Below are 24,720 nucleotides of genomic sequence, written 5' to 3'. Positions count from 1 at the left end.
GCATCATGCCCACACCGCCTCGGACCATCACCTCCAGCCTCGCACTGCACGGTGCGCGATGGCTGCGCAGCAGCTACAGCACGGGTGCGAACAACTGTGTGGAGACGGCCCGGCCGGCCGCCGGCCCCCTGGCCGGACTGCTCGCGGTGCGCGACTCCAAGGCCCCGGCCGGGCCCGCCCTGCTCTTCTCCCCCGAGAGCTGGACGGAGTTCGTCACCGCGGTCCGATGACCGGCCTCGCAACGACCGGCGGGACGTCCCGTCCGCCGCTGCGACGCCACCTCCACTGACCGACCTCACCGACCACTGACCGACCTCACCGATCAACCGACCGACCTCACCGACCAACCGACCAACCGACCCGAACGAACCGTCACGTCATCGAGCGACGCACGGCCGTGCCCCGCCGACTCATGGTCGCGTTTCGCCGATCACCCGTACAGCGCGTTCGATCTCCGCCCCGGACAGGTCCGCGCGGGCGGTCAGCCTGAGCCGTGGGATGCCGTCGGGCACGGAAGGAGGACGGAAACAGCCCACGGACAGGCCGGCCGCCCGGCAGTCGGCCGCCCATCGCACGGCCTGCTCCGGGGACGGTGCGCGCACGGAGACGACCGCGGCGTCCGGACGCACCGCTTCCAGACCCGCGGCCGTCAGCCGGGTGTGCAGCTCCCGCGCCACCGCGCGGGCCCGCGCCGCACGCCCCGGTTCCCGGCGCAGCAGCCGGAGCGCCGCCAGCGCGGCGCCCGCCGCCGCCGGGGCGAGCCCGGTGTCGAAGATGAACGTCCGTGCCGCGTTGACCAGATGGTCGATCACCCGGGACGGGCCGAGCACCGCCCCGCCCTGGCTGCCCAGCGACTTGGACAGCGTCACCGTCACGACGACGTCGTCGGCGCCCGCGAGTCCCGCCGCGTGCGGGGCGCCCCGGCCGCCGTCGCCGAGCACGCCGAGGCCGTGCGCGTCGTCGAGCACCAGACCCGCACCGTGCTCCCGGCACGCCCCGGCCAGCCCGGCGAGCGGCGCGGCGTCGCCGTCCACCGAGAACACCGTGTCGGACACCGCGACGGCCGGGCCGTCGTGCCCGCTCAGCGCCTTGCGCACGGCGTCGGGGTCGGCGTGCGCGGCCACCTGGGTGGTTCCGCGGGCCAGTCGGCAGCCGTCGATCAGCGAGGCGTGGTTGCCCGCGTCGGAGACGACCAGCGAGCCGTGCGGGGCCAGCGCGGTGACGGCGGCGAGGTTGGCGGCGTAGCCGGAGGAGAAGACCAGGGCCGCCTCGAAGCCGCAGAAACCGGCCAGCTCGCGCTCCAGCTCGGCGTGGAGTTCGGTGGTGCCGGTGACGAGCCGGGACCCGGTCGAACCGCCGCCCCAGGTCCGCGCGGCGCGGGCCGCGCCCTCGACGACCTCCGGATGGCGGGTCAGGCCCAGGTAGTCGTTGCTCGCCAGATCGAGGAGCGGTGTGCCGGCGGCCCGCGGGCGCAGCGTGCGGACGAGTCCGGCCCGGCGCCGCGACTCGGCCTGTCCGTCGATCCAGCCGAACGCCATGGCTCCTCCGGGATTTGTAGGCAGTGCACAGACACTAGCGGGCGGACAGCCGGACCACCGTGTGGCAATACCCACACCTCGAAGCGCCTCTGTTGTACGAACTCTCCTTGGCCGGAGCGGGTCCGGTAGGACAGGATCGGCTCTCATGGACCTGCTGAACACGCTGGTGGACAAGGGGCTTCGGCGCGAGACGCCGACCCGCGCGGAAGCACTGGCCGTCCTCGCGACGTCCGACGACGACCTGCTCGATGTGGTGGCCGCGGCCGGAAAGGTGCGCCGGCACTGGTTCGGCCGACGGGTGAAACTCAACTATCTCGTCAATCTCAAGTCCGGCCTGTGCCCGGAGGACTGCTCCTACTGCTCCCAGCGGCTCGGCTCGAAGGCCGACATCCTGAAGTACACCTGGCTGAAGCCTGACGAGGCGTCGCAGGCGGCGGCCGCCGGGCTCGCGGGCGGCGCCAAGCGGGTGTGCCTGGTGGCCAGCGGCCGCGGTCCGACCGACCGCGACGTGGACCGGGTCTCCGACACCATCAGGGCCATCAAGGAGCAGAACGAGGGCGTCGAGGTGTGCGCCTGCCTCGGACTGCTCTCCGAGGGCCAGGCGGAGCGGCTGCGCGAGGCGGGCGCGGACGCCTACAACCACAACCTCAACACGTCGGAGTCGACGTACGGGGACATCACGACCACGCACACCTACGCCGACCGCGTGGACACGGTGCAGAAGGCGCACGCGGCCGGGCTGTCCGCCTGCTCGGGTCTGATCGCGGGCATGGGCGAGAGCGACGAGGACCTGGTCGACGTGGTCTTCTCGCTGCGCGAGCTGGACCCGGACTCGGTGCCGGTCAACTTCCTGATCCCGTTCGAGGGGACACCGCTCGCCAAGGAGTGGAACCTGACCCCGCAGCGGTGCCTGCGCATCCTGGCGATGGTGCGGTTCGTCTGCCCGGACGTCGAGGTGCGGATCGCGGGCGGCCGCGAGGTGCACCTGCGCACGATGCAGCCGCTCGCCCTGCACCTGGCCAACTCGATCTTCCTCGGTGACTACCTCACCAGCGAGGGCCAGGCGGGCAGGGCCGACCTGGAGATGATCGCGGACGCCGGTTTCGAGGTGGAGGGCGCCGAGCAGGTGACGCTGCCCGAGCACCGGACGGGCGGCGGATGCGGGTCGCACGGAGGCGGCGGGACGTGCGGTTCCGCGCCGGCGGCCGGGGAGTCCGCAGGGGAGTCGGCGCACCCGGCCGACGGGCCGCGCACCGATCTGGTCGCCGTGCGCCGCCGCGGCGCGGGAACGGATCTCGCCCCCAATGCCTGAGCTGTCGGTCGCCGGGCTGCTGGAACTCGACCGGCGGCACGTCTGGCACCCGTACGGGCCCATGCCGGGCCGGCAGGAACCGCTCGTCGTGGAGTCGGCGAGCGGGGTGCGGCTGAAGCTCGCCGACGGCTCGGGCGAACTCGTCGACGGGATGTCGTCCTGGTGGTCGGCCGTCCACGGCTACAACCACCCGGTGCTCAACGAGGCGGCCGCGGAGCAGCTGTCCCGGATGAGCCATGTGATGTTCGGCGGGCTCACGCACGAGCCCGCCGTGCGGCTGGCGAAGCTCCTCGTCGACATGACGCCGGAAGGTCTGGAGCACGTGTTCCTGGCCGACTCCGGGTCGGTGTCGGTCGAGGTCGCGGTCAAGATGTGCCTGCAGTACTGGCGTTCGCTGGGCAGGCCGCACAAGCGGCGGCTGCTGACCTGGCGGGGCGGCTACCACGGCGACACCTGGCAGCCGATGTCGGTGTGCGACCCCGAGGGCGGCATGCACGAGCTGTGGTCGGGCGTGCTGCCCCGTCAGGTGTTCGCCGACGCCCCGCCCGAGCGGTACGAGGAGTCGTACGCCGGCCATCTGCGGGAGCTGATCGGGCGGCACGCGGACGAACTGGCCGCGGTGATCGTGGAGCCGGTGGTGCAGGGCGCGGGCGGGATGCGGTTCCACTCCCCCGCGTACCTGCGGGTGCTGCGCGAGGCCTGCGACGAGCACGACGTGCTGCTGGTGTTCGACGAGATCGCGACCGGGTTCGGCCGCACCGGCGCGCTGTTCGCCGCGGACCACGCGGCGGTGACGCCCGATGTGATGTGCCTGGGCAAGGCGCTGACCGGCGGATATCTGACCATGGCGGCGACGCTGTGCACCGCGCGGGTGGCCGAGGGCATCTCGCGCGGTGACGTTCCGGTGCTGGCGCACGGCCCGACGTTCATGGGCAATCCGCTGGCGGCGGCCGTGGCCTGCGCCTCCGTCGAGCTGCTGCTCGGGCAGGACTGGCTCGCCGAGGTCAAGCGGATCGAGGCGGGACTGCGCGCGGGCCTGGCCCCGGCGGCGGATCTGCCGGGGGTCCGCGAGGTGCGGGTGCTGGGCGCGATCGGTGTCGTGCAGCTCGACCACCCGGTCGACATGGCGGCGGCCACGGCGGCGGCGGTGCGTGAGGGCGTGTGGCTGCGGCCGTTCCGGGATCTCGTGTACACCATGCCGCCGTACGTGACGGGTGACGCGGACGTGGCGCGCATCGCGCGTGCGGTGTGCGCTGCGGCGAAGGAGGGATGACATGCCGGTGATGGTGGTCACGGGCACGGACACCGAGGTCGGCAAGACGGTGGTGACGGCCGCGGTCGCCGCGGCGGCGCTGGCGGCCGGCCGCTCGGTGGCCGTGCTGAAGGCGGCGCAGACGGGCGTCGGGCCGGACGAGCCCGGGGACGCCGAGGAGGTCGCGCGGCTGGCGGGAGCGGTGACGGCGGCCGAAGTCGCCCGTTATCCGGACCCGTTGGCGCCGGCCACGGCGTCGCGGCGGGCCGGGCGGGCGCCCGTGCATCCGCACGAGGTCGCGGAGCGGGCCGCCAAGCTGGCCACCGAGCACGATCTGGTGCTGGTGGAGGGCGCGGGCGGGCTGCTGGTGCGGTTCGACGCGGCGGGCGGGACGCTGGCGGACGCGGCGGAGCTGCTGTCCGCACCGGTGCTGGTGGTGGCCCGGGCGGGGCTCGGCACCCTGAACACCACGGAGCTGACGGTCCGCGAACTGCGCGGGCGGGGTCTGGACCCGGCGGGTGTGGTGGTCGGCAGCTGGCCGGCGGAGCCGGATCTGGCGGCGCGCTGCAACCTGCTGGACCTGCCGGACGTGACGGGGGTTCCGCTGCTGGGGGCCGTGCCGGCCGGGGCGGGGCTGCTCGACCCCGCCGTGTTCCGGGCGGCGGCGCCGCACTGGCTGGCGCCCCGGCTGGAGGGCACCTGGGACGCGGAGGCGTTCCGGGTGCGTGAGGCGCCCTGACCGCAGCGGGGGTGCGGGCAGCCCGTCCGGGGGAGAATCGCCGTAGTCGCTCCTGGGGAGGTCCACATGCAGCCTCGGTCCGGCCGCTCCGCGAAGACGGCGCGCGATCCCGTGCACCATCCGCTGTTCGCCCGCTGCTACGCCCGGGTGAGTGTGGCCGCGGAGACCCGCGCGGGCATGGCGACGGTGCGGCGCAGACTGCTCGGCGGGCTGTCCGGCCGGGTGATCGAGATCGGCGCGGGCAACGGCCTGAACTTCGCGCACTACCCGGACACGGTCTCGGAGATCGTCGCCATCGAACCGGAACGGGACCTGCGCACCCTGGCCGTGGAGGCCGCGCTGCGCGCGGAGGTGCCGGTGGACGTGGCGCCGGGTGTGGCGGAGGCGCTGCCGGTCAAGAGCGAGGCGTTCGACGCGGCGGTGCTCTCGCTGGTGCTGTGCAGCGTGCGGGACGTGCCGCGGGCGCTGGCCGAGGTCAGGCGGGTGCTGCGGCCGGGTGGCGAGGTGCGGTTCTTCGAACACGGGCTGGGCGGCGGCCGGCTCATGAACCTCACCCAGCGGGCGCTGGACCGGACGGTGTGGCCGCCGCTGGCCGGCGGCTGCCATGTCGCGCGGGAACCGGTCGCCGCGCTGCGCGAGGCGGGGTTCGAACTCGGGCCCTACCGGCGGACGCTGATGCCGGAGAAGGGGCCGGTCCTGCCCACCTCGTACTGCGTGATCGGGACGGCGTGGCGGCCGGTGGACGACGCGGCGGCCGACGGGAGCTGATCACTCGCTCCAGCGGCGCAGCTCGGCGGCGATGTCCGCCACGGTCGCCTCGCCGCTCTTGACCAGCCGGGCCAGGTCGCGCACCTGCTCCGGCGTGGTGACGACCTTCAGACCGCCGGCCACGAGGTAGGCGTAGGCGACCGCGGAGGCGAACAGGGCGTTGGAGCGTTCCAGCGCCGGGACGTGGATCAGCAGTTGGAGGAGGGCGGCGGCGCGGGCGTGCGGGCTGTCGTAGACGGGGACGTCGAAGATCTCGGCCTCGTGGCGTGCGACGGCGGCGACCAGGGCGCCCCAGTCGGTGACCTGGGGGTCGCCCGGGGTCTGCTGCTCGGCGAGCATGAGCAGCCAGGCGAGGTCGATGCGCAGGTGGTCCAAGGGGTCAGCGGCCGCCTTCGCGTGCGCCCTCGCGGTCCTTGCCGAACTCCTCGGCGAAGACGCTCTCGTACTGCTTCATGAAGTCGGCGGCGGCGTCGACGAACGCGCGGCCGGCCTCGCCGGTGTCCTGCCGCACCAGTTCCTCGATGTAGCGGTTGACGCTCATGCCGCGGGCCAGGGCCCGCTCTCGGGCCGCGCGGGCGGTTCCCTCGTCCACGCGCACGTTCAGCTGGGTCTTCGCCATACCTTGAAGCTAGCGCCGGAATGCTAGCAACGGCAAGTGCCGTCGGCCGGGCGAAAAAGGGTGCCCCTTACACCGCCATCGGGGATCGGACCCGGAAACCGGACCTGAGGTGGAGACCGACCCGCACCCATGGGGGATACCGAGTGTGGGCCGGATCACATTACGCTCGGGCGCGACCGGTACGGCCCGACATCCACCCGGAGGAGGCGGCCATGCCCACACCTGCCGCGGAGCACGCCCCCGGCCTCGCGCCGGCCGACGGGATCGCGGCCCGCGCCCGCGGTCTCACCAAGGCGTACGGCTCCGGCGAGACGACCGTGCTCGCCCTGGACCGTGTCGACGTGGACATCGTGCGCGGGCGGTTCACCGCGGTGATGGGGCCGTCCGGGTCCGGGAAGTCGACGCTCATGCACTGCCTGGCGGGACTGGACACCGTTTCCGCCGGACAGGTGTGGCTGGGCGACACCGAGATCACGGGTCTGAAGGACGGTGAACTGACCCGGCTGCGACGCGACCGGATCGGGTTCATGTTCCAGTCGTTCAACCTCGTCCCGACGCTGAACGCGCGGGAGAACATCACGCTGCCGCTCGACATCGCCGGCCGGCGGCCCGACGAGCAGTGGCTGGACCAGGTGATCGACACGCTCGGCCTGCGGGACCGGCTCCGGCACCGCCCGGCGCAGCTGTCCGGCGGTCAGCAGCAGCGCGTGGCCTGCGCCCGCGCGCTGGCCTCCCGGCCCGAGCTGATCTTCGCGGACGAGCCGACCGGCAACCTCGACTCCCGATCCGGCCTGGAGGTGCTCGGCTTTCTGCGCGAGGCCGTGGACCGGCTCGACCAGACCGTCGTGATGGTGACGCACGACCCGGGCGCCGCCGCCCACTCCGACCTGGTGCTCTTCCTCGCCGACGGCCGGATCGTGGACGAGATGCGGCAGCCGACCGCGGAGTCGGTGCTGGAGAGGATGAAGCGCTTCGACGTGATCCGCGCCCCCGTGGACGACGCCGACCGCTCCGGGAGGAAGTGAGGCCGTGCTCAGGGCGACGCTGCGGAGTTTCCTCGCGCACCGGGGCCGCCTGCTGCTGTCCGCGCTGGCCGTGGTGTTGTCCGTGGCGTTCGTCGCGGGCAGCCTGATCTTCTCCGACACCGTCGACCGCACCTTCGACCGGCTGTTCGCCTCCCGCTCCGCCGACGTGACGGTGGAGCCCCGGGGGGACCTGGAGTCGTCGGTGCCCTCGGGCGCGGTCCAGACCCTGCCGGCCTCGCTCGCCCGGGAACTGGCCCGCGTCGACGGCGTCGCGGCCGCCCACGCGGACGTCGAGGTCGGGGACATCACGGTCGTCGACAGCGGCAACGAGTCGGTGGGGCCGACCACGGGCGCGCCCACCCTCGCGCGGGACTGGCACGCCGGCGAACGCAGCGTGGTGGAGCTGGCCTCCGGCCGCGCACCGCGCGGCGACGGCGAGGCCGTGCTCGACGCGGACACCGCCGACGCCAAGGGCGTCGGCATCGGGGACACGCTGTCCGTGCAGGCGCAGCCGGGCAGCTTCCGCGTCGAGGTCGTCGGCATCGCCGCGTTCACCACCACCAATCCCGGCGCGGCCCGGATCTTCCTCGATCCGGCGGTCGCGGCCGGCCGGCTGCTCGGCTCGCCGGACCGCGCCACGAGCGTCTCCCTCGACGCGGCGCCCGGCGTGACGGACGCCGAGCTGAAGCGCCGGGTCACCGCCGGGCTCGGCGGCGGCGCCTACGAGATCCGCACCGCCGGCGAACAGGCCGAGACGGCCGCGGACGAACTCGGCGCGTTCCTCGACGTGATCAAGTACGTGATGCTCGGCTTCGCCGGGATCGCGGTCCTCGTCGGCGTGTTCCTGATCGTCAACACCTTCTCCATGCTGATCGCCCAGCGCACCCGCGAACTGGGCCTGCTGCGGGCGCTGGGCGCCAACCGGCGGCAGGTGCGCCGGTCGGTGCTCACCGAGGCGCTGCTGCTCGGCCTGGCCGGCTCCACGCTGGGCCTCGTGGCGGGCATCGGGCTGGCGGTCGGGCTGATCCGGCTGATGAGCGCCTTCGGCATGCGTCTCGAGACCGCGGAGATGGTCATCCGCTGGGCCACGCCCGTCACCGCGTACGCCGTCGGCACGGGCGTCACCTTCGTCGCGGCCTTCCTGCCGGCCCGCCGGGCGGCGGCCGTGTCGCCGATGGCCGCGCTGGCCGACGCGGAGATCGCCGGGGCGGGACGGCCGCTGCGCGTCCGCGCCGCGGCCGGGTCGGTGGTGGGCGCGCTCGGCGCGGCCGCGCTGGCCGGCTGCGCGGCCGCGGACGAGACCTCGTCGGCGGCGTCGCTGCTCGGGCTCGGCGTGGTCCTCACGCTCGTCGCGACCGTCGTCGCCGGGCCGCTGCTGGTGCGGCCGGTGATCCGGGTGCTCGGTGCGGGCTTCCCCGCGCTGTTCGGCGCGGTCGGCCTGATGAGCCGGCGCAACGCGCTGCGCAATCCGCGCCGTACGGGCGCGACCGCCGCCGCGCTGATGGTGGGCCTCGCCCTGGTCACCGGCATGTCGGTGGCCGGCGCCTCGATGTCGCGCTCCTTCGACGAGCAGATCGACAGGACGCTGGGCGCCGACTTCGTGATCCAGAACGCCAACTTCAAGCCGTTCCCGCAGGAGGTCACCGACCGGGTGCGGGACACGGAGGGCACGGGACTGGTGGTGCGGCAGCGGTTCGCGCCGGTGGCGGTGCGGCTGCCGGACGGGCAGCGGGTCGAGACCACGGCCGCCGGGTACGACGACCGGGTCGACGACGTCGCGCGGGTGACGTACGCGCGCGGCGGCACGGCCGCGGCCCTGGCGGACGGCGGCATGGCCATGGACGCCGGTTTCGCCGCGGAGCACGGCGTGCGGACCGGCAGCACACTTCCCGTCGAGTTCCCGGGCGGCCGGCGCACCGAGCTGACCGTGGCCGCCCTCACCGACATGGCGGGCGGTGACGGCTTCGGGATGCGGGGCGGGCTGTTCTTCGGCATCGCGACCGTCGAGGCGTACGTGCCGGGCGGGCAGGATTCCGCGCTCTACGTGAACGCCGCCGCCGGGACGAGCACGGCCGAGCTGCGCGACCGGCTGGAGTCGGCGCTGGATGCGTACCCGCAGGTGCAGGTCCGCGACCAGGCCGACTACAAGGACCTGGTGCACGACCAGATCGCCGTCCTGCTGTACCTGGTCTACGCCCTGCTGGGGCTGGCGATCGTCATCGCGGTGCTGGGCGTGGTCAACACGCTGGCCCTGTCGGTGGTGGAACGCACCCGGGAGATCGGTCTGCTGCGCGCGATCGGCCTGGCCCGGCGGCAGCTGCGCCGGATGATCCGGCTGGAGTCGGTGGTGATCGCGGTCTTCGGCGCGATGCTGGGACTCGGGCTGGGGCTGGTGTGGGGTCTGTGCACGCAACAGGTCCTGGCGCTGGAGGGCATGACCGCGCTCGCCGTTCCCTGGAGCACCGTCGCGGCGGTGGTCGTCGGCTCGGTGGTGGTCGGCATCGTGGCGGCGCTGCTGCCGGCGCTGCGGGCGTCGCGGATGAACGTCCTGGAGGCCATCGCGTACGAGTGAGCGCGGTGCCGCACGGTCCGCATCGTGGAAATGCCGGTCCATCGGACGACCGGCGTGCTGGGATCGCCGCATGAGCGAACTGCGTGTGCGGGCCGCCGGGCCCGACGATCTGGACGGTGTGCTGGCCTTCTGGAAGACGGCCGCCGAGGGGACGAGCATCAGCGACGACCGCGACGGCGTGGAGCGGCTGGTCGCCCGCGACCCCGAGGCGCTCATCCTCGGCGAGCTGGACGGCGAACTGGTCGGGACGGTCGTCGCGGGCTTCGACGGCTGGCGGTGCCACCTGTACCGGCTTGCCGTCCACCCGGACCACCGCCGCCGGGGCATCGCCTCCGCGCTGCTGGCGGCCGCGGAGGAACGGTTCGTACGGCTCGGCGGGCGCCGCGCGGACGCGATGGTGCTCCAGCGCAACGAGACCGCGCACCGTGCGTGGGGCGCCGCGGGGTACGCGCCGGAGGAACGCTGGCGGCGCTGGGTGAAGCCCCTCACCGGCTGATCCACGGCCGCACCCGCACTTCTTTTGCCGGTCCTTTGCTCTCGGAGGGCCACTCGGTCCTCCGTGAAAGGTCGTTCCACCGCCCGCGGGCGAGCCTCCCGGTCGGCACACCGCGCATCCGTCCCGGTCCTGTCCCACCATGGGACGGAGGTGACCCGATGACCGAAGTGCTCCTCCTCCTGGCGGCGATCCTGCTCTCCCTCGCCTGCGGCGCCTTCGTCGCGGCCGAGTTCTCCCTCACCACGGTCGAGCGGGCCGACCTGGCGCGGGCCGCCGAACGCGGCGAGCGGGGCGCGGCGGGCGCCCTGAAGGCCGTACGCAGTCTCACCTTCCAGCTGTCCGGCGCGCAGCTCGGCATCACCGTCACCAACCTGGTGGTCGGCATGCTCGCCGAGCCGTCCATCGCGGCACTGATCTCGGGACCGCTGCGGGACCTCGGCGCCTCCGACTCGGTGGCACGCTCCTTCGCGCTGGTGATCGGCACGGCCCTGTCGACGGTCTTCCTGATGGTGGTCGGCGAGCTGGTGCCGAAGAACTGGGCGATCTCCTCGCCGCTCGCCGTCGCCAAGCGGGTGGGCAACGCCCAGCGCCTCTTCAGCGCCGCCTTCCGTCCCTTCATCACCCATCTGAACAACACGGCCAACCGCATCGTGCGGCGCATCGGCGTGGAACCCGCCGAGGAACTGGCGTCCGCGCGCGGGCCCCAGGAACTCGCGGCGCTCGCGCGGCACTCCGCCCGCCAGGGCGCCCTGGAGGCGGACACCGCCGAGCTGTTCGTCCGCACGCTGAACCTCGCCGACCTCACCGCGGAGAACGTGATGACACCGCGCGTCCAGGTCATCGCCCTGGAGGTCAGCGCGACCTGCGAGGACGTGGCGAACGTGACCCGGGCGACCGGGCTGTCCCGGTTCCCCGTCTACCGCGACACCCTCGACGCGGTCGTCGGCACCGCGCACGTCAAGGACGTCGTGGCGCTGCCCGCCGACCGCCGGGCGCAGGTGCCGGTGTCGGAGCTGATGCGCGAGCCGCTGCTGGTTCCCGAGTCGCTCACCGTCGACCGGCTGCTGGACCGGCTCTCCGGGCGGCGCACCATGGCCGTGGTGATCGACGAGTACGGCGGCACCGCCGGAGTGGCGACGCTGGAGGACATCGTCGAGGAGGTCGTCGGCGAGGTGCGCGACGAGCACGACCCGCACGAGACGCCCGACCTGGCCCGGGCCGGCGCCGACGCGGAGGGCCGCGCGCTGTTCTCGGCCGACGGCTCGGCCCGCCTGGACCAGCTCGCCCGGGTCGGCCTGCGCGCCCCCGAAGGACCGTACGAGACGCTCGCCGGGCTGGTCGCGACCGCACTGGGCCGGATACCGGCCGTCGGCGACCTGCTGGAGGTCGCCGGCTGGCGGCTGGAGGTACGGGACGCCACAGGTCACCGCGCGGCACGCGTGCTGCTGCACGCGCCCCTCGGCGGTTCGCGGACGACGGAGAACGGGACGGGTGCGACGACGGACGAGGAGGGGACCCGGCGATGACCGCGGTACAGCTGCTGATCGGCCTGGCGACCCTGGTCGTCAACGCCTTCTTCGTGGGCGCCGAGTTCGCCCTGATCTCGGTGCGCCGCAGCCAGGTCGAGCCCCACGCCGACCGGGGCGACCGGCGTGCCAGGAGCGTGCTGTGGGGGCTGGAGCACGTGTCCGCGCTGATGGCGGCCGCCCAGCTCGGCATCACGCTGTGCACGCTGATCCTGGGTGTCGTCGCCGAGCCGGCCATCGAGCACCTGCTGGAACCGGTGTTCCACGCGGTCGGCCTCCCCGAGGGCGCGGGCCACGCGGTGTCCTTCGTGATCGCGCTGACGCTCGCGACGTATCTGCACATGCTGCTGGGCGAGATGGTGCCGAAGAACATCGCGCTCGCCGAGCCGGTGCGCAGCGCGCTGATGCTGGGTCCGCCGCTGGTGGCGCTGGCCCGGGCGCTGCGCCCGGTGATCTTCACGGTCAACGCCTTCGCCAACGCACTGCTGACGCTGCTGCGGGTGCAGACGCGCAACGAGGTCGTCGCGTCCTACTCGGACGCCGAGCTGGCGCAGATCGTGAAGGACTCCGGCGAGGCGGGCCTCATCGACGACCGCGCGCGGGAACGGCTGCACGACGCGCTGGAGCTGGGCCGGCGGCCGGTGCGGGACGTGGTGGTGCCGCTGGAGCGGGTCGTCTACGCGCGCACGGGCGTCACCCCGGAAGGGCTGGAGCGGCTGTCGGCACAGTCCGGTTTCTCCCGCTTCCCGGTGGTCGACGGTCAGCGGCGGATCGTGGGCTACCTGCACGTGAAGGACGCCCTCGACGCCTCCCCGCGGGACCTGCCGTTCCGGCTGCGGGACATGCGGCCCGTCGCGCGGGTGCGCGAGAGCACGCCGATGGACGACGTCCTCACCGCCATGCGGGGCAGCCGTACGCATCTGGCGGCCGTCCTCGGCGCCGACGGGCGGCTGGCCGGGCTGGTGACGATGGAGGACGTCCTCCAGGAACTGTTCGGGCAGCGGGCCTGAGCAGCGCCGGAGCGGAGGAGGCGAGCGGGCAGGGGCCGCGCGGGACGGGGCCGCCGGAGGAACCGCGCGGGAGGGCCCGAGATCCGTCGGGGCGGGCGGTCCGGACGGAGGCGGCCGCGACGGGGAGGCCGACCGACCGACGGGTATGTGCCGCGGGATACCATCTCTGTCGCCATGCAGACGAATCCCACCCACACCAGCCTGGTCGCCGTCGGCGACTCCTTCACCGAGGGCATGTCGGACCTGCTCCCGGACGGCACGTACCGCGGCTGGGCCGACCTCCTCGCCGCCCGGATGGCGGCCACCGCCCCCGGCTTCCGCTACGCCAATCTGGCCGTGCGCGGCAAGCTGATCCGGCAGATCGTCGACGAGCAGGTGGACGTCGCCGCGGCCATGCGACCCGACGTCGTCACCCTGGTCGGCGGCCTCAACGACACCCTGCGGCCCAAGTGCGACATGGGCCTGGTGCGGGATCTGCTGACCGAGGCCGTGGAGCGGCTGGCCCCGCACTGCGGGCAACTGGTGCTCATGCGCAGCCCGGGCCGCCGGGGCCCGGTGCTCGAACGCTTCCGGCCGCGCATGGAGGCGCTGTTCGCCTGTGTCGACGAACTCGCCGAGCGGCACGGCGCGCTCGTCGTCGACCTGTACGGCGCTCCCGCGCTCGCCGACCCCCGGCTGTGGGACGTGGACCGGCTGCACCTGACGGCGGAGGGGCACCGCAGGGTCGCGGAGGCCGTGTGGCAGGCCCTCGGCTACCCGCCCGAGGACCCCGAGTGGCACGTGCCTCTGGAGGCGACGCTGCCGCCGCGCTGGGTGGCCCGCCGGGTCGCGGACGCGCGGTTCGCCCGGCAGCACCTGCTGCCGTGGATAGGCCGCCGCCTCACCGGCCGCTCCTCCGGCGACGGGCTGCCGCCCAAGCGACCCGAGCTGCTGCCGTACGAGATCCGTTAGCGGCGCGGAGCCCCGCAGCCGGGCCGTTTGTAGGTTCCGCCGAACGACCCCGTGGCGTCGGCCTGCACGATTCGCCAGTAGAATCCGGTCACGTGACTTCTGCGCCCGCCAAGCCCCGCATCCCGAACGTCCTCGCCGGACGCTACGCCTCCGCCGAGCTCGCCACGCTCTGGTCCCCCGAGCAGAAGGTGAAGCTGGAGCGGCAGCTCTGGCTCGCCGTGCTGCGCGCCCAGAAGGACCTCGGGATCGACGTGCCGGACGCGGCGATCGCCGACTACGAGCGCGTCCTCGACACCGTCGACCTGGCCTCGATCGCCGAGCGCGAGAAGGTCACCCGGCACGACGTGAAGGCGCGGATCGAGGAGTTCAACGACCTCGCCGGGCACGAGCACGTGCACAAGGGCATGACCTCCCGCGACCTCACCGAGAACGTCGAGCAGCTGCAGATCCGGCTCTCGCTGGAGCTGATGCGCGACCGCACCGTGGCCGTGCTGGCCCGTCTGGGCAGGCTGGCCGGCGAGTACGGCGAGCTGGTCATGGCCGGCCGTTCGCACAACGTGGCCGCGCAGGCCACCACCCTCGGCAAGCGGTTCGCGACCGCCGCCGACGAGCTGCTGGTCGCCCACGGCCGGGTGGAGGAGCTGCTGGGCCGCTACCCGCTGCGCGGCATCAAGGGCCCGGTCGGCACGGCGCAGGACATGCTGGACCTGCTCGGCGGCGACGCGGGCAGGCTCGCGGAGCTGGAGCAGCGGATCGCCGGGCACCTGGGCTTCTCGCAGGCGTTCACCTCCGTCGGCCAGGTCTACCCGCGCTCGCTGGACTACGAGGTCGTCACCGCGCTGGTGCAGCTCGCCGCGGCGCCGTCGTCGCTGGCCAGGACGATCCGGCTGATGGCCGGGCACGAGCTGGTCACCGAGGGCTTCAAGCCGGGCCAGGTCGGCTCGTCCGCGATGCCGCACAAGATGAACACCCGCTCCTGCGAGCGCGTCAACGGCCTGATGGTGATCCTGCGCGGCTACGCGTCGATGACCGGCGAGCTGGCCGGCGACCAGTGGAACGAGGGCGACGTGTCCTGCTCGGTGGTGCGCCGGGTCGCGCTGCCGGACGCGTTCTTCGCGCTGGACGGCCTGCTGGAGACGTTCCTGACGGTGCTCGACGAGTTCGGTGCCTTCCCGGCGGTCGTCGCCCGCGAACTGGACCGCTACCTGCCGTTCCTGGCCACCACCAAGGTGCTGATGGGCGCGGTGCGGGCCGGTGTCGGCCGTGAGGTCGCGCACGAGGCGATCAAGGAGAACGCGGTCGCCACCGCGCTGGCGATGCGCGAGCAGGGCGCCGAGCGCAACGACCTGCTCGACAAGCTGGCCGCCGACGAGCGGCTGCCGCTGGACCGGGCCGAGCTGGAGGCGCTGATGGCGGACAAGCTGTCCTTCACCGGCGCCGCGGGCGACCAGGTCACCGCCGTCGTCGGCCGGATCGACGAGATCGTCAAGCGGCACCCGGAGGCCGCCGGATACACCCCCGGAGCGATCCTCTGACCCGCTTCACCCCGGAGCAGCTGGAGGCCGCCCGCGACCGGCTGGTGCCGGACGTCGTCGCGGACGGCCTGCGGGTGCTGTTCTGCGGCATCAACCCCGGTCTGATGACGGCCGCGACGGGCCACCACTTCGCCCGTCCCGGCAACCGCTTCTGGCCGGCGCTGCACCGCTCCGGCTTCACGCCGCGGCTGCTGCTGCCGTCCGAGCAGCAGGAGTTGCTGTCGTACGGGCTCGGCATCACCAACGTGGTGGCGCGGGCGACCGCGCGGGCCGACGAGCTGAGCGCCGAGGAGTACCGCGAGGGCGGACGGCTGCTGACGCTGAAGGTGGCCCGGCTGCGCCCGAAGTGGCTGGCCGTGGTGGGGGTCACCGCCTACCGGGCGGCGTTCGACGACCGCCGGGCGGTCGTCGGGCCGCAGGCGCGGACCGTCGGCGGCGCGCGGGTGTGGGTGCTGCCCAACCCCAGTGGGCTGAACGCGCATTGGACGCCGGCGGCGCTGGCCGAGGAGTTCGGACGGCTGCGGGAGGCCGCGGCCGAGTGACGGCGAGGGTTTTCGCGGTGACGGCCGTGAGTGACGGCGACGGTCCTCGCGGTGACGGCCGTGCGTGACGGCGACGGTCCTCGCGGTGACGGCCGTGCGTGACAGCGACGGTCCTCGCGGTGACGGCCGTGCGTGGCGACGGCGGCGCGTGACGGCGGTGGAGGCGCGGGTGGTCAGGGCGGGGCTGTCTGCGTGACCACCGCCACCAGCCGCGGATCGTCGCCCGGGTCCCGGTCGGCGACCGCGAGCGCCACCCACCGGCCCGTGCCCTGGACCTCCCACAGCCAGGCCACCGACGCCTGGGCGGCGAGCCACGCCCAGGGCTCGGGGATCTCCTCCCGCTCGGTGCGCAGCAGCACCGTCTGCAGGTTCCACGGCGGGACGTCGCCCCAACGCGACGCCAGCACCTCGTACGCGGCGTCGCGGTCCTTCTCCAACTGGTCCACCGCCACCGCCCATTCGGCCGGGTCCCCGGCGCGCGGACCGGGACCGCTCTCCAGGACCGCCACGTGGTGGCCCGGTCCCGCGAAGCCGACGTCCGACGGACCGTGCTCCGCCGGGAAGGGGCGGAAGCACAGCTCGTCGATGAGGGCGATGTGCTGTGCGATGTTCATGGCTCCAGTAAACCCGCCGCCACTGACAGTTGGCGGGGCGTCAGCCGACTTGCGGTCAGGCGTCCCGGCGGCGCAGGCTCCACGCACCGGCCAGCAGGGCCGCCGCCGTCCACAGCGCGGTCACCCCGAGACCCGACCAGGGGCCCAGGATCCCCTCGTGGGTCCGTTGCAGGACCAGCTGTCCGGCCCGGTCGGGCATGAACTCGACGGCCGTGCCGGCCGCGTCGCCGATCACGAACGACACCACGAGGATGAACGGGATGATCAGGGAGAGGGTGGCCACTCCGCTGCGCAGCAGGGTCGCCAGGCCCGCCGCGAGCAGGGCCGTCAGCGTCAGGTAGACGGAGCAGCCGGCCACCGCGCGCACCTGTTCGCCGACGGAGAGTCCGTCCGCCGCGGAACCGAGCCCCGCGCGTGCCGCGATCAGCGAGGCGAGCGCGGTCGCCGACGCCACGAGGAACACCGGCACGGCGATCGCCGTCGCCTTGGCCGCGTACCAGCCCAGCCGTCGCGGCACCGCTGTCAGGGAGAGGCGCAGGGCGCCGTTGTGGAACTCCTGCGACACGGCCATCGCGCCGAAGGAGATCGCGGCGATCTGGCCGGGCAGGACGCCGGACTGCGTGGTGAACAAGGGGTCGAAGTCGGGGTCCTGGGTGGTCGACGCGCCGGCGATCGCGGAGAACGCGGTGGTCGCCGCGAACAGCGCGAGGAGTGTCCCGAGGAGCGACGGGAGCGTGCGGATCTTCCGCCACTCGGACCGGAGAACGGGTGCGAACTGCATGGTCAGGCCTCCTGGAGCGGTGCGGTGAACTCGGTCTCGGCCGCGGTCAGATCCAGATAGGCCTGCTCCAGCGTGCCCTGGTCCGCCGTGAGTTCGAGGATCGGCACGCCCGCGGCCGAGGCGAGGCGCCCGATGTCGTCCACCCGCGCGTCCGGCACCATCCAGTGTCCGTCGGGGTGTTCGGCCACGTCGTGGCCGGCCCGGGCGAGGGCGGCCCCGAGGGCGGTCGGGGCGGAGGTGCGGACGCGCACGGCGGGCCGCACCCGGGCGTCGATGAACTGCCGCATCGGGGTGTCGGCCAGCAGGCGGCCGCGGCCGAGGACGACGAGGTGGTCGGCGAAGGCGGCGGTCTCGTTCATCAGATGGCTGGAGACCAGCACGGTGCGCCCCTCGTCCGCGAGGCGCCGCAGCAGGGTGCGCACCCACACGATGCCTTCCGGGTCGAGGCCGTTGGCGGGCTCGTCGAGCATGATCACTTCCGGGTCGCCGAGCAGGGCGGCGGCGATGCCCAGCCGCTGCCGCATGCCCAGGGAGTACGTCCGCACCCGGCGGCGCGCCACCGCGGCGAGGCCCGTCTCCTCCAGCACCTCGCCGACCCGGCGGTCCGGGACGCGGTTGCTCGCGGCGAGGACGCGGAGGTGGTCGCGGCCGGTGCGGGAGCCGTGCGCGGCCTGCGCGTCGAGCAGGGCGCCGACATGGCGCAGCGGCTCGCGGAGGGTGGCGTAGGCGCGTCCGCCGAGGGTGGCGGAGCCGGACGTCGGACGGTCGAGGCCGAGTATCAGGCGCATGGTGGTGGACTTGCCGGCGCCGTTGGGGCCGAGGAAGCCGGTGACGCGGCCGGGCCGGACGCGGAACGTTACGTGGTCGACGGCTCGCCGGGTGCCGTACTCCTTGGTGAGGTCCTGGACGTCGATGCTGGTCATGCCGTTCAGACTGGCCGTCCGGGCCGGTGCGGGTCCTCCCCCGGCCGGGGAGATCGTCTCCCCCCTGCGGGGGAGGCCGGGTGTCGGTGGCGGCTGGCACGATGACGCCATGGCCACCGTCCTGCGTCCGCTCCTGCGCGGGAGGACGTACACACGTCTGCTGCACCTGTGGGTGCCGGCGCTGCCGTTCAGCGTGTGGATCTTCATCCACCCGCCGACGCCGTGGATGCCCGCGCTGGTGCTGGTGCCGCTCGGGCTGATCCCGGCGGTCCGCACCGGCGAGGGCATACAGGCCCGGCTGATGCTGATGCCCGGCGAGGCGGAGCCGGGCATCTCCGAGGAGCCTTCGGCGACCTGGCGCGACCGGCTGCGCACCGCGCTGTGGCTGGCGGTGCGGGTGGCGCTGTCCGGGGTGACGACGGTCGTCACGGTGTGGCTGCCGCTGCTCGCCTACTCGCTGGGCGAGCTCGCCGCGGGAGGTTCGCCCGGGGGCGTGCCGGTGCTGGAGGACGCGCGGCCGCACTGGGCGTACGCGCTGCTGGTGCCGGTCCCGCTGGTCGTGCTGTACGCCGTCGTGGTGGGCCTGGGCGCGCTGGTCACCGCCGTCGCACGCCGGCTGCTCGGCCCCTCCCCCGCCGAACGCCTTGCGGCCCTGGAGGCCAGGACCGAACAACTCCTGGAGCGCACCCGCATCGCGCGCGAACTGCACGACTCGATCGGGCACGCGCTGACCGTCGCCGTGGTGCAGGCGGGCGCCGCGCGGACGGCGGGCGATCCCGCCTTCACCGAGCGGGCGTTGGACGCCATCGAGGAGACCGGCCGGGCCGCGCTGGAGGACCTGGAACGGGTCCTCGGCGTGCTGCGCGAGCCCCGCAGGCCGGTGAGCAGCCGGCCGACGCTCGGGGACGCCGACCGGCTGCTGGAGTCCGCGCGTGCCTCCGGGGCGACGGTCGACGCGGAGGTGACCGGCCCGCTGGAGACGGTGCCCGGCCCGGTGTCCCGCGAGGGCTACCGGATCCTTCAGGAGGCGCTGACCAACGCGCTGCGGCACGCGGGCGGCGTCCCCGTACGGGTCCGCGTCCGCGTCGCCGACGGCACGCTGCTGCTGGACGTCCGCAACCCGCTCCCCGAGGAGGCACCGGGCCCCGGGCGCGGCAGTGGCCTGCGCGGCATACGCGAGCGGGCCGCGCTGCTGGGCGGCCGGGCGCACACCGGGCCCGACGGGGGCGACTGGCGGGTGCGCGTCGACCTGCCGGTCGACTGACCGGCGCGGGGCGGGCGGCAGGGCCCGCCCGCCAGGAGGTCCGGGCGGGACGGGGACGGTCGGACAGGCCCTAAGCTGGCCGGATGCCGGTGACCGTACTGCTCGTCGACGACGAACCTCTGGTGCGCGCGGGCCTGCGGGCCGTGCTGGAGGCACAGCCGGACATCGAGGTCGTCGGTGAGGCCGCCGACGGGGCGGCGGTGATCCCGCTGGTGCGCCGGCTGCGGCCGGACGTGGTCGCCATGGACGTGCGGATGCCGCTGCTGGACGGCATCGAGGCAACGCGGGCGCTGCTGCGGACGGTCGACGCGCCGCCGAAGATCCTCGTCGTGACGACGTTCGAGAACGACGAGTACGTGTACGGGGCGCTGCGCGCGGGCGCCGACGGGTTCCTGCTGAAGCGGGCCCGGCCCGCGGAGATCGTGCACGCGGTGCGGCTGGTCGCCGAGGGCGAGTCGCTGCTGTTCCCCGCCTCCGTGCGCCGGCTGGCGGCCGAGTACGCCGACGGCGACGGCAACCGTGCCGCCCGGGACGTGCTGGCGCGGGCGCGGCTCACCGAACGCGAGGGCGAGGTGCTCCGGTTGATGGCGCGGGGCCTGACGAACGCGGAGATCGCGGCCCGGTTGGTGGTGGGAACGGAGACCGTGAAGTCGCATGTGAGCGCCGTCCTGGCGAAGCTCGGGGCACGCGACCGCACCCAGGCGGTCATCGCGGCCTACGAGTCGGGCTTCGTGACCCCGGGGTGACCGTGTCCGTACGGGGCGGGCCCGCCCGGAGGTCGCCGGGCTGCGCCGCGCCGAGTACGATCCGCCCCAACACGCGCACGAGCTGGGAGGACGGGTGGTGGCTCGGCTGACCGGCGGGGACCCCTCGCTGCTGCGAAGGATCAACTCCGCCGTGGTGCTGCACGCGTTGCGGGCCACGGACTGCGCGACGCTGACCGAGGTCTCCAGGGTGACGGGGCTGTCCCGCCCGACCGTCGAAGGTGTCGTGGAGGGACTGATCGAGGCGGGCCTCGTCGTGGAGACGGCGGCCGGGGAGGGCACCGCACGCCGACAGGGCAGACCGGCGCGGAGGTTCCGGTTCCGGGCGGAGGCCGGGCATCTGCTCGGCCTGGAGATCGGCGTGCACCGGGTGGCCGCGCTGCTGGCGGATCTGGACGGGCGGGTGATCGGCGCCGAGGCCGCGGACGCCGACGAGACGGTCGACGCCGACGAGCGGCTGGAACGGCTGGACGCGGCCGTCTCCCGGCTGCTGGACCGGGCCGGTGTGCCGCGCGGCTCACTGCGCGCCGTCGGCGTGGGCACGCCCGGGATCGTCGAGGCCGACGGCACGGTGCGGCTGGGCACGGCGCTGCCCGGCTGGACGGGCCTCGGGCTCGGGGAGCTGCTGGGCCGGCGCTTCAAGTGCCCGGTGCTGGTGGAGAACGACGCCAACGCGGCCGTGGTGGCCGAGCACTGGAAGGGCGCCGCCCGGGAGACCGACGACGTGGTGTTCGTGCTGGCGGGGCTCAGCCCGGGCGCCGGGTCGCTGATCGGCGGGCGGCTGCACCGGGGGTACGGCGGGGCGGCCGGTGAGATCGGGGCGCTGCACCTGCTGGGCCGGGAGGCCACGCCGGAGACGCTGCTGTCCACCACGGACGAGCCGCTGCACCCGCTGGACGAGCAGGCGGTCGCCGAGGTGTTCGCGCAGGCCCGCGAGGGCGACAAGCGGGCGCTGGCGGCCATGGACCGGTTCATCCGGCGCCTGGTGCACGACGTGGCGGCGCTGGTGCTGGCCCTCGACCCGGAACTGGTCGTGATCGGCGGCTGGGCGGCCGGCCTGGACGGGGTCCTGGAGCCGCTGCGCCGCGAACTGGCCCGCTACTGCCTGCGTCCGCCGAAGGTCGCCCTGTCCCACCTGGGCGAGGCGGCCGTCGCCACCGGCGCGGTCCGGCTCGCCCTCGACCACGTGGAGGAGCAACTCTTCGCGGTGGAGGGCACGGTGACGACCCGCCGCTGAGAGATCTGTCCGGCCCTTCCCGTCCGCCCGGGAACGTCTCGTCATCCGCCGGGAACCGGGCACGCCGGCGGCTCACCGGGGCACGGGGTCACCGAGGCAGGGGGCATGGAGTCGCGGAGTCGCGCAGCCGTCGGCGTAACGGAGCCCCGGGGCAACGGGCGGTCCCGGCGGCCCTGTTGCGACGCAACCGAGGGATTGAGTGAGCCGCGACGGAGCGGGCCGGGGGCCCGGACGCACGCCGGGCCGACCCAAACCCCAGCCCCTGACCCGGTGTCGCGCCCCGGGCCGTCCCGGCCCGTCGACCGGACTCAGGAGGCGTGGCGCTCCGGGCCGTGGTGGATCTCCACGCCGCCGGAGTCGCCGAACGTCAGCCGGCAGGTGTCCGCGCGGTAGGTGGCCACCGAGAGCGCGGCGGTGCGCCCGCGGGAGAGGAAACGGGTGGTGACGACGAGGACGGGCGCACCGGGCAGGCGGTCCAGTTCCTTGGCGTCGTCCGCGCGGGCGGAGCCGAGCTCCACCGCGTTCTCCTGCCGCTCCAGCTCCAGGCGCTGCAGTTCGCGCAGGACCGCACGCGCGCGGGCGGTGCCGGACGGGGCGTCGATGGCGGTGAGGTCGGGAACCGAGCCGGCCGGGATGTACAGCAGTTCGGCGGCGACGGGCTGGCCGCGGGAGACGCGCGAGCGCCGCACGACGTGCACGGGTTCGTCGCGGCCGGTGACCAGGGTCTCGGCGACGGCGGCGGGCGGCACCTCGAGCGCGCAGTCGTGGGCCTGCCAGGCGTCGCTCGGACCGCCGGGCCACGCGTGACGTGCCGTGCCGACGGAGACGCCCATGCGCGGCGGCGCCACGGTCGTGCCCACCCCGCGCCTGCGCTGCAGCCGGCCTTCCAGCTCCAACTGCTCCAGGGCCTGCCGGAGCGTGGCGCGGGCGACACCGAAGCGGGCGGCGAGGTCGCGTTCGTTGGGCAGGATCTCGCCCACCGAGAACTCCGAGTCCAGCGCCTCGCTGAGCACGGTCCTGAGGTGCCAGTACTTCGGTTCCGGCACCGTTTCCAGCTGCGTGGTCCCCACCCTGTCCTCCACGATCGCCGTGTCCGGCGGCGTTTTAAGCGCCCTTGTTTATTAAAGGTTGTTTCACTTGTCTGCGACCATAAGGCGGCCCCCACCCTTGGTCAATACCAATCGGCGCGACAACGGGGCCTCCGCCGCGGCGGAGGCCCCGTGCGGGAGTGCGGGACGCCGCTACCCGAGCGCGGCGAGCGAGCGCAGCTTGTCGGGGTTGCGGACGACGTACACGGTCTGCACACGGCCGTCGGCCACGTCCAGTTGGAAGACCGAGTCGGGCCGGCCGCCGGCCAGGACGAGCACCGCGGGCCCGCCGTTGACCTCCAGGAAACGCAGGGAGAGGTCGGGCACGCTCTTGCGGGCGGCTCCGAGGAGGAAGCGCCCGACGTGGTCGGCGCTCTCCAGGACCCGCAGCGGGGCGCGGGACTTGCCGCCGCTGTCGCCGACCAGGCGCACGTCCGGGGCGAGCAGTTCCAGCAGGCCCTCCAGGTCGCCGTCGGCCGCGGCGGCCAGGAAGCGCTCGGTGAGGTCGCGGCGCTGGACGGGGTCGACGGCGTAGCGCGGGCGCCGTTCCTCGACGTGCTTGCGGGCGCGGCCGGCGAGTTGGCGCACGGCCGGTTCGCCGCGGTCGAGCATGGCCGCGATGTCGGCGTACGGGTAGCCGAACGCCTCCCGCAGCACGAACACCGCGCGCTCCAGCGGCGACAGCGTCTCCAGGACGACGAGGACGGCGAGCGAGACCGAGTCGGCGAGCACGGCCCGCTCGGCGGTGTCGGGGGCGGTGTCGCCGAAGTCGGTGACGTACGGCTCCGGCAGCCAGGGGCCGACGTAGGTCTCGCCGCTTGCCTTGATCCGGCGCAGCCGGTCGATGGCGAGGCGGGTGGTGACGCGCACCAGGTAGGCGCGCGGCTCGCGGACCCCGGACCGGTTCGCGCCCGACCAGCGCAGCCACGCGTCCTGCACCACGTCCTCCGCGTCGGCCACCCGGCCCAGCATGCGGTAGGCGACTCCCAGGAGGACGGGGCGGTGCTCTTCGAAGACGTCGGTCACGGTGTCGGTGGTCACGGGCACCATCCCAACCGACCCGGGCGGCGGTGTCCAGGCGGCACCGGCGTCGGCACACACCGGGGTCTACCCGTCGGTAGCAATTGCTGACAAGCTGTCTACGGCGTCAGGCGGCGTCCGTCGTCCGCGAGTCCCAGACGAGGAGCACCCTCATGTCCGCGACCGTCTCCTTCGAGGTCACCTCTCCCCTCGGCCCGCAGGCCGTCACCCTGTCCTACGCGCGCGTGGGCCGCGGCGAACCGCTGCTCCTGCTGCACGGCATCGGGCACCACCAGCAGGCCTGGGACCCGGTGGTGGACATCCTCGCCACCGAGCGCGAGGTGATCGCCGTGGACCTGCCCGGCTTCGGCGCCTCCCCGTCGCTGCCCGGCGGCCTCCCCCACGACCTGCCCACCATGAGCGCCGCGCTCGGCGCCCTGTGCGAGGCGCTGGACCTGGACCGGCCGCATGTGGCGGGCAACTCGCTCGGCGGTCTCCTCGCCCTGGAGATGGGCCGGGCGAAGCTCGTACGCTCCGTCACCGCCCTGTCCCCGGCCGGGTTCTGGACGCAGGCCGAGCGGCGGTACGCCTTCGCCGTGCTGCTCGGCATGCGGCGGATCGCGGAGCGCCTGCCGCTGCCGCTGGTCGAGCGCCTGTCCCGTTCCGCGGCCGGCCGGACGGCGCTGACCAGCACCATCTACGCCCGCCCCGGGCGCCGTTCGCCCGAGGCGGTGGTCGCCGAGACGCTGGCGCTGGCCGGGGCCACCGGCTTCACCGAGACCCTCCGGGCGGGCGCCACCGTACGGTTCACCGACGACGTGCCCGGCGTCCCCGTGACCATCGCCTGGGGCGCCCGGGACCGCCTGCTGATCCCCCGGCAGGGCGTCCGCGCCAAGCGGACCATCCCGCGGGCCCGGCTGGTGCGGCTGCCCGGCTGCGGTCACGTCCCGATGAACGACGACCCGGCGCTGGTCGCGCGCGTCCTGCTGGACGGCAGCCGCTGACCGGGGCGCGGCGGACGGGAGCCGCGGGCCGGTCCCGCGCGCGGTCCGCGCCCGGGTGCCGCGGCGGGCCCGGTGCGCGCCCGCGGGCTCGGCCGATCAGTTGTTCACCTGCGGTTTGCGCGCGAGCCGCGCCGCCCGAG

The 24,720-nt window shown here is 74.3% G+C and carries 25 protein-coding genes; 17 read left to right on the top strand and 8 right to left on the bottom strand.

Annotated features, from left to right (window positions below):
- Positions 1-5: 5 nt before the first annotated feature.
- Positions 6-230 (top strand): DUF397 domain-containing protein, encoded by a 225-nt coding sequence (locus FGW31_RS30260; RefSeq protein WP_142196728.1) that lies wholly within the window; start codon positions 6-8, stop codon positions 228-230.
- Positions 231-410: 180 nt separating this feature from the next.
- Here FGW31_RS30260 and FGW31_RS30255 read toward each other — a convergent pair whose 3' ends face one another.
- Entirely contained in the window at positions 411-1,538 is a 1,128-nt protein-coding gene (locus tag FGW31_RS30255; protein WP_142196727.1) for an 8-amino-7-oxononanoate synthase, read from the bottom strand.
- A gap of 145 nt (positions 1,539-1,683) precedes the next feature.
- Here FGW31_RS30255 and bioB point away from each other — a divergent pair, with 145 nt between their 5' ends.
- The 4 genes from bioB (at position 1,684) to FGW31_RS30235 (ending at position 5,609) form a co-directional block, all read left to right on the top strand.
- Positions 1,684-2,850 (top strand): biotin synthase BioB, encoded by a 1,167-nt coding sequence (bioB, locus tag FGW31_RS30250; RefSeq protein ID WP_142196726.1) that lies wholly within the window; start codon positions 1,684-1,686, stop codon positions 2,848-2,850.
- Positions 2,843-4,123, top strand: a complete 1,281-nt coding sequence (locus FGW31_RS30245; protein WP_142196725.1) for an adenosylmethionine--8-amino-7-oxononanoate transaminase — start codon at positions 2,843-2,845, stop codon at positions 4,121-4,123. The genes bioB and FGW31_RS30245 overlap by 8 nt, the downstream gene beginning before the upstream one ends.
- 1 nt (position 4,124) lies before the next feature.
- Entirely contained in the window at positions 4,125-4,841 is a 717-nt protein-coding gene (bioD, locus tag FGW31_RS30240; RefSeq protein WP_142196724.1) for a dethiobiotin synthase, read from the top strand.
- Positions 4,842-4,907: 66 nt separating this feature from the next.
- Entirely contained in the window at positions 4,908-5,609 is a 702-nt protein-coding gene (locus FGW31_RS30235) for a class I SAM-dependent methyltransferase (protein WP_142196723.1), read from the top strand.
- Here FGW31_RS30235 and FGW31_RS30230 read toward each other — a convergent pair whose 3' ends face one another.
- Both FGW31_RS30230 and FGW31_RS30225 read right to left on the bottom strand, forming a co-directional pair.
- Positions 5,610-5,984, bottom strand: a complete 375-nt coding sequence (locus FGW31_RS30230; RefSeq protein ID WP_142196722.1) for a fic family toxin-antitoxin system, toxin component — start codon at positions 5,982-5,984, stop codon at positions 5,610-5,612. It abuts the gene before it with no gap.
- A 4-nt stretch (positions 5,985-5,988) separates the two neighbouring features.
- Positions 5,989-6,228, bottom strand: a complete 240-nt coding sequence (locus FGW31_RS30225; protein WP_142196721.1) for a toxin-antitoxin system HicB family antitoxin — start codon at positions 6,226-6,228, stop codon at positions 5,989-5,991.
- A 212-nt stretch (positions 6,229-6,440) separates the two neighbouring features.
- On the opposite strand from FGW31_RS30225, the gene FGW31_RS30220 reads away from it, so the two are divergent.
- The 8 genes from FGW31_RS30220 (at position 6,441) to mug (ending at position 15,885) form a co-directional block, all read left to right on the top strand.
- On the top strand, positions 6,441-7,253 hold the full coding sequence (locus FGW31_RS30220) for an ABC transporter ATP-binding protein (protein ID WP_142196720.1): 813 nt from the start codon (positions 6,441-6,443) through the stop codon (positions 7,251-7,253).
- A gap of 4 nt (positions 7,254-7,257) precedes the next feature.
- Positions 7,258-9,825 (top strand): ABC transporter permease, encoded by a 2,568-nt coding sequence (locus FGW31_RS30215; protein ID WP_142196719.1) that lies wholly within the window; start codon positions 7,258-7,260, stop codon positions 9,823-9,825.
- A 70-nt stretch (positions 9,826-9,895) separates the two neighbouring features.
- A complete protein-coding gene (locus tag FGW31_RS30210; protein ID WP_142196718.1) occupies positions 9,896-10,321 on the top strand; it encodes a GNAT family N-acetyltransferase in 426 nt (141 codons plus the stop codon).
- Between the two features lie 158 nt (positions 10,322-10,479).
- Positions 10,480-11,847 carry a hemolysin family protein gene (locus tag FGW31_RS30205; RefSeq protein ID WP_142196717.1) on the top strand — a complete coding sequence of 456 codons (1,368 nt, stop codon included), beginning with the start codon at positions 10,480-10,482 and terminating at the stop codon, positions 11,845-11,847.
- The gene (locus FGW31_RS30200) at positions 11,844-12,857 is read left to right on the top strand and encodes a hemolysin family protein (protein WP_142196716.1); all 1,014 of its coding nucleotides are present in this window, start codon (positions 11,844-11,846) and stop codon (positions 12,855-12,857) included. Before FGW31_RS30205 ends, FGW31_RS30200 begins: the two co-directional genes overlap by 4 nt.
- A 174-nt stretch (positions 12,858-13,031) precedes the next feature.
- On the top strand, positions 13,032-13,808 hold the full coding sequence (locus FGW31_RS30195) for an SGNH/GDSL hydrolase family protein (RefSeq protein ID WP_142196715.1): 777 nt from the start codon (positions 13,032-13,034) through the stop codon (positions 13,806-13,808).
- 92 nt (positions 13,809-13,900) lie between these two features.
- Positions 13,901-15,343, top strand: coding sequence for an adenylosuccinate lyase (purB, locus tag FGW31_RS30190; RefSeq protein WP_142196714.1), 1,443 nt, complete (start codon positions 13,901-13,903; stop codon positions 15,341-15,343).
- A 44-nt stretch (positions 15,344-15,387) separates the two neighbouring features.
- The gene (gene mug / locus FGW31_RS30185; RefSeq protein ID WP_233288727.1) at positions 15,388-15,885 is read left to right on the top strand and encodes a G/U mismatch-specific DNA glycosylase; all 498 of its coding nucleotides are present in this window, start codon (positions 15,388-15,390) and stop codon (positions 15,883-15,885) included.
- Between the two features lie 173 nt (positions 15,886-16,058).
- Here the strand turns inward: mug and FGW31_RS30180 are convergent, their stop codons facing one another.
- Genes FGW31_RS30180 through FGW31_RS30170 form a run of 3 tightly spaced genes read right to left on the bottom strand, consistent with a single transcriptional unit; the run spans position 16,059 to position 18,203 of the window.
- Positions 16,059-16,499 (bottom strand): hypothetical protein, encoded by a 441-nt coding sequence (locus FGW31_RS30180; RefSeq protein WP_142196712.1) that lies wholly within the window; start codon positions 16,497-16,499, stop codon positions 16,059-16,061.
- 55 nt (positions 16,500-16,554) lie between these two features.
- Positions 16,555-17,280, bottom strand: coding sequence for an ABC transporter permease (locus tag FGW31_RS30175; protein ID WP_142196711.1), 726 nt, complete (start codon positions 17,278-17,280; stop codon positions 16,555-16,557).
- Positions 17,281-17,282: 2 nt separating this feature from the next.
- Entirely contained in the window at positions 17,283-18,203 is a 921-nt protein-coding gene (locus FGW31_RS30170; protein WP_142196710.1) for an ABC transporter ATP-binding protein, read from the bottom strand.
- 109 nt (positions 18,204-18,312) lie between these two features.
- Between FGW31_RS30170 and FGW31_RS30165 the strand changes: the two genes are divergently transcribed.
- From FGW31_RS30165 to FGW31_RS30155, 3 genes are all read left to right on the top strand, one after another.
- Complete coding sequence (locus tag FGW31_RS30165) at positions 18,313-19,467, top strand: sensor histidine kinase (protein ID WP_142196709.1); 1,155 nt, start codon at positions 18,313-18,315, stop codon at positions 19,465-19,467.
- 83 nt (positions 19,468-19,550) lie between these two features.
- A complete protein-coding gene (locus FGW31_RS30160; RefSeq protein ID WP_142196708.1) occupies positions 19,551-20,213 on the top strand; it encodes a response regulator transcription factor in 663 nt (220 codons plus the stop codon).
- 97 nt (positions 20,214-20,310) lie between these two features.
- The gene (locus FGW31_RS30155) at positions 20,311-21,468 is read left to right on the top strand and encodes an ROK family transcriptional regulator (protein ID WP_142196707.1); all 1,158 of its coding nucleotides are present in this window, start codon (positions 20,311-20,313) and stop codon (positions 21,466-21,468) included.
- Between the two features lie 308 nt (positions 21,469-21,776).
- Here the strand turns inward: FGW31_RS30155 and FGW31_RS30150 are convergent, their stop codons facing one another.
- Together FGW31_RS30150 and FGW31_RS30145 are read right to left on the bottom strand one after the other, a co-directional pair.
- Positions 21,777-22,538, bottom strand: coding sequence for a GntR family transcriptional regulator (locus FGW31_RS30150; protein WP_142196706.1), 762 nt, complete (start codon positions 22,536-22,538; stop codon positions 21,777-21,779).
- Positions 22,539-22,709: 171 nt separating this feature from the next.
- On the bottom strand, positions 22,710-23,597 hold the full coding sequence (locus FGW31_RS30145; RefSeq protein ID WP_142196705.1) for an RNA polymerase sigma-70 factor: 888 nt from the start codon (positions 23,595-23,597) through the stop codon (positions 22,710-22,712).
- A gap of 152 nt (positions 23,598-23,749) precedes the next feature.
- On the opposite strand from FGW31_RS30145, the gene FGW31_RS30140 reads away from it, so the two are divergent.
- Positions 23,750-24,580 carry an alpha/beta fold hydrolase gene (locus FGW31_RS30140; RefSeq protein WP_182674891.1) on the top strand — a complete coding sequence of 277 codons (831 nt, stop codon included), beginning with the start codon at positions 23,750-23,752 and terminating at the stop codon, positions 24,578-24,580.
- Positions 24,581-24,720 lie beyond the last annotated feature (140 nt).

Origin of the sequence: Streptomyces calvus (genome assembly GCF_006782915.1) — a bacterium.
GTDB lineage: Bacteria > Actinomycetota > Actinomycetes > Streptomycetales > Streptomycetaceae > Streptomyces > Streptomyces calvus.
The sequence above is the reverse complement of the archived record's forward strand: the minus strand, read 5'-3'. Positions and strand labels throughout refer to the sequence as shown.

Bases quoted from the DNA above. Each gene is read 5' to 3' on its own strand.
- FGW31_RS30175 (WP_142196711.1), bottom strand. From the start codon at position 17,280: ATGCAGTTCGCACCCGTTCTCCGGTCCGAGTGGCGGAAGATCCGCACG.
- FGW31_RS30255 (WP_142196727.1), bottom strand. From the start codon at position 1,538: ATGGCGTTCGGCTGGATCGACGGACAGGCCGAGTCGCGGCGCCGGGCC.
- FGW31_RS30140 (WP_182674891.1), top strand. From the start codon at position 23,750: ATGTCCGCGACCGTCTCCTTCGAGGTCACCTCTCCCCTCGGCCCGCAG.
- bioD (WP_142196724.1), top strand. From the start codon at position 4,125: ATGCCGGTGATGGTGGTCACGGGCACGGACACCGAGGTCGGCAAGACG.
- FGW31_RS30165 (WP_142196709.1), top strand. From the start codon at position 18,313: ATGGCCACCGTCCTGCGTCCGCTCCTGCGCGGGAGGACGTACACACGT.
- FGW31_RS30200 (WP_142196716.1), top strand. From the start codon at position 11,844: ATGACCGCGGTACAGCTGCTGATCGGCCTGGCGACCCTGGTCGTCAAC.
- FGW31_RS30180 (WP_142196712.1), bottom strand. From the start codon at position 16,499: ATGAACATCGCACAGCACATCGCCCTCATCGACGAGCTGTGCTTCCGC.
- FGW31_RS30260 (WP_142196728.1), top strand. From the start codon at position 6: ATGCCCACACCGCCTCGGACCATCACCTCCAGCCTCGCACTGCACGGT.
- FGW31_RS30210 (WP_142196718.1), top strand. From the start codon at position 9,896: ATGAGCGAACTGCGTGTGCGGGCCGCCGGGCCCGACGATCTGGACGGT.
- FGW31_RS30195 (WP_142196715.1), top strand. From the start codon at position 13,032: ATGCAGACGAATCCCACCCACACCAGCCTGGTCGCCGTCGGCGACTCC.
- FGW31_RS30235 (WP_142196723.1), top strand. From the start codon at position 4,908: ATGCAGCCTCGGTCCGGCCGCTCCGCGAAGACGGCGCGCGATCCCGTG.
- FGW31_RS30220 (WP_142196720.1), top strand. From the start codon at position 6,441: ATGCCCACACCTGCCGCGGAGCACGCCCCCGGCCTCGCGCCGGCCGAC.
- FGW31_RS30225 (WP_142196721.1), bottom strand. From the start codon at position 6,228: ATGGCGAAGACCCAGCTGAACGTGCGCGTGGACGAGGGAACCGCCCGC.
- bioB (WP_142196726.1), top strand. From the start codon at position 1,684: ATGGACCTGCTGAACACGCTGGTGGACAAGGGGCTTCGGCGCGAGACG.
- FGW31_RS30160 (WP_142196708.1), top strand. From the start codon at position 19,551: ATGCCGGTGACCGTACTGCTCGTCGACGACGAACCTCTGGTGCGCGCG.
- FGW31_RS30170 (WP_142196710.1), bottom strand. From the start codon at position 18,203: ATGACCAGCATCGACGTCCAGGACCTCACCAAGGAGTACGGCACCCGG.
- FGW31_RS30245 (WP_142196725.1), top strand. From the start codon at position 2,843: ATGCCTGAGCTGTCGGTCGCCGGGCTGCTGGAACTCGACCGGCGGCAC.
- FGW31_RS30205 (WP_142196717.1), top strand. From the start codon at position 10,480: ATGACCGAAGTGCTCCTCCTCCTGGCGGCGATCCTGCTCTCCCTCGCC.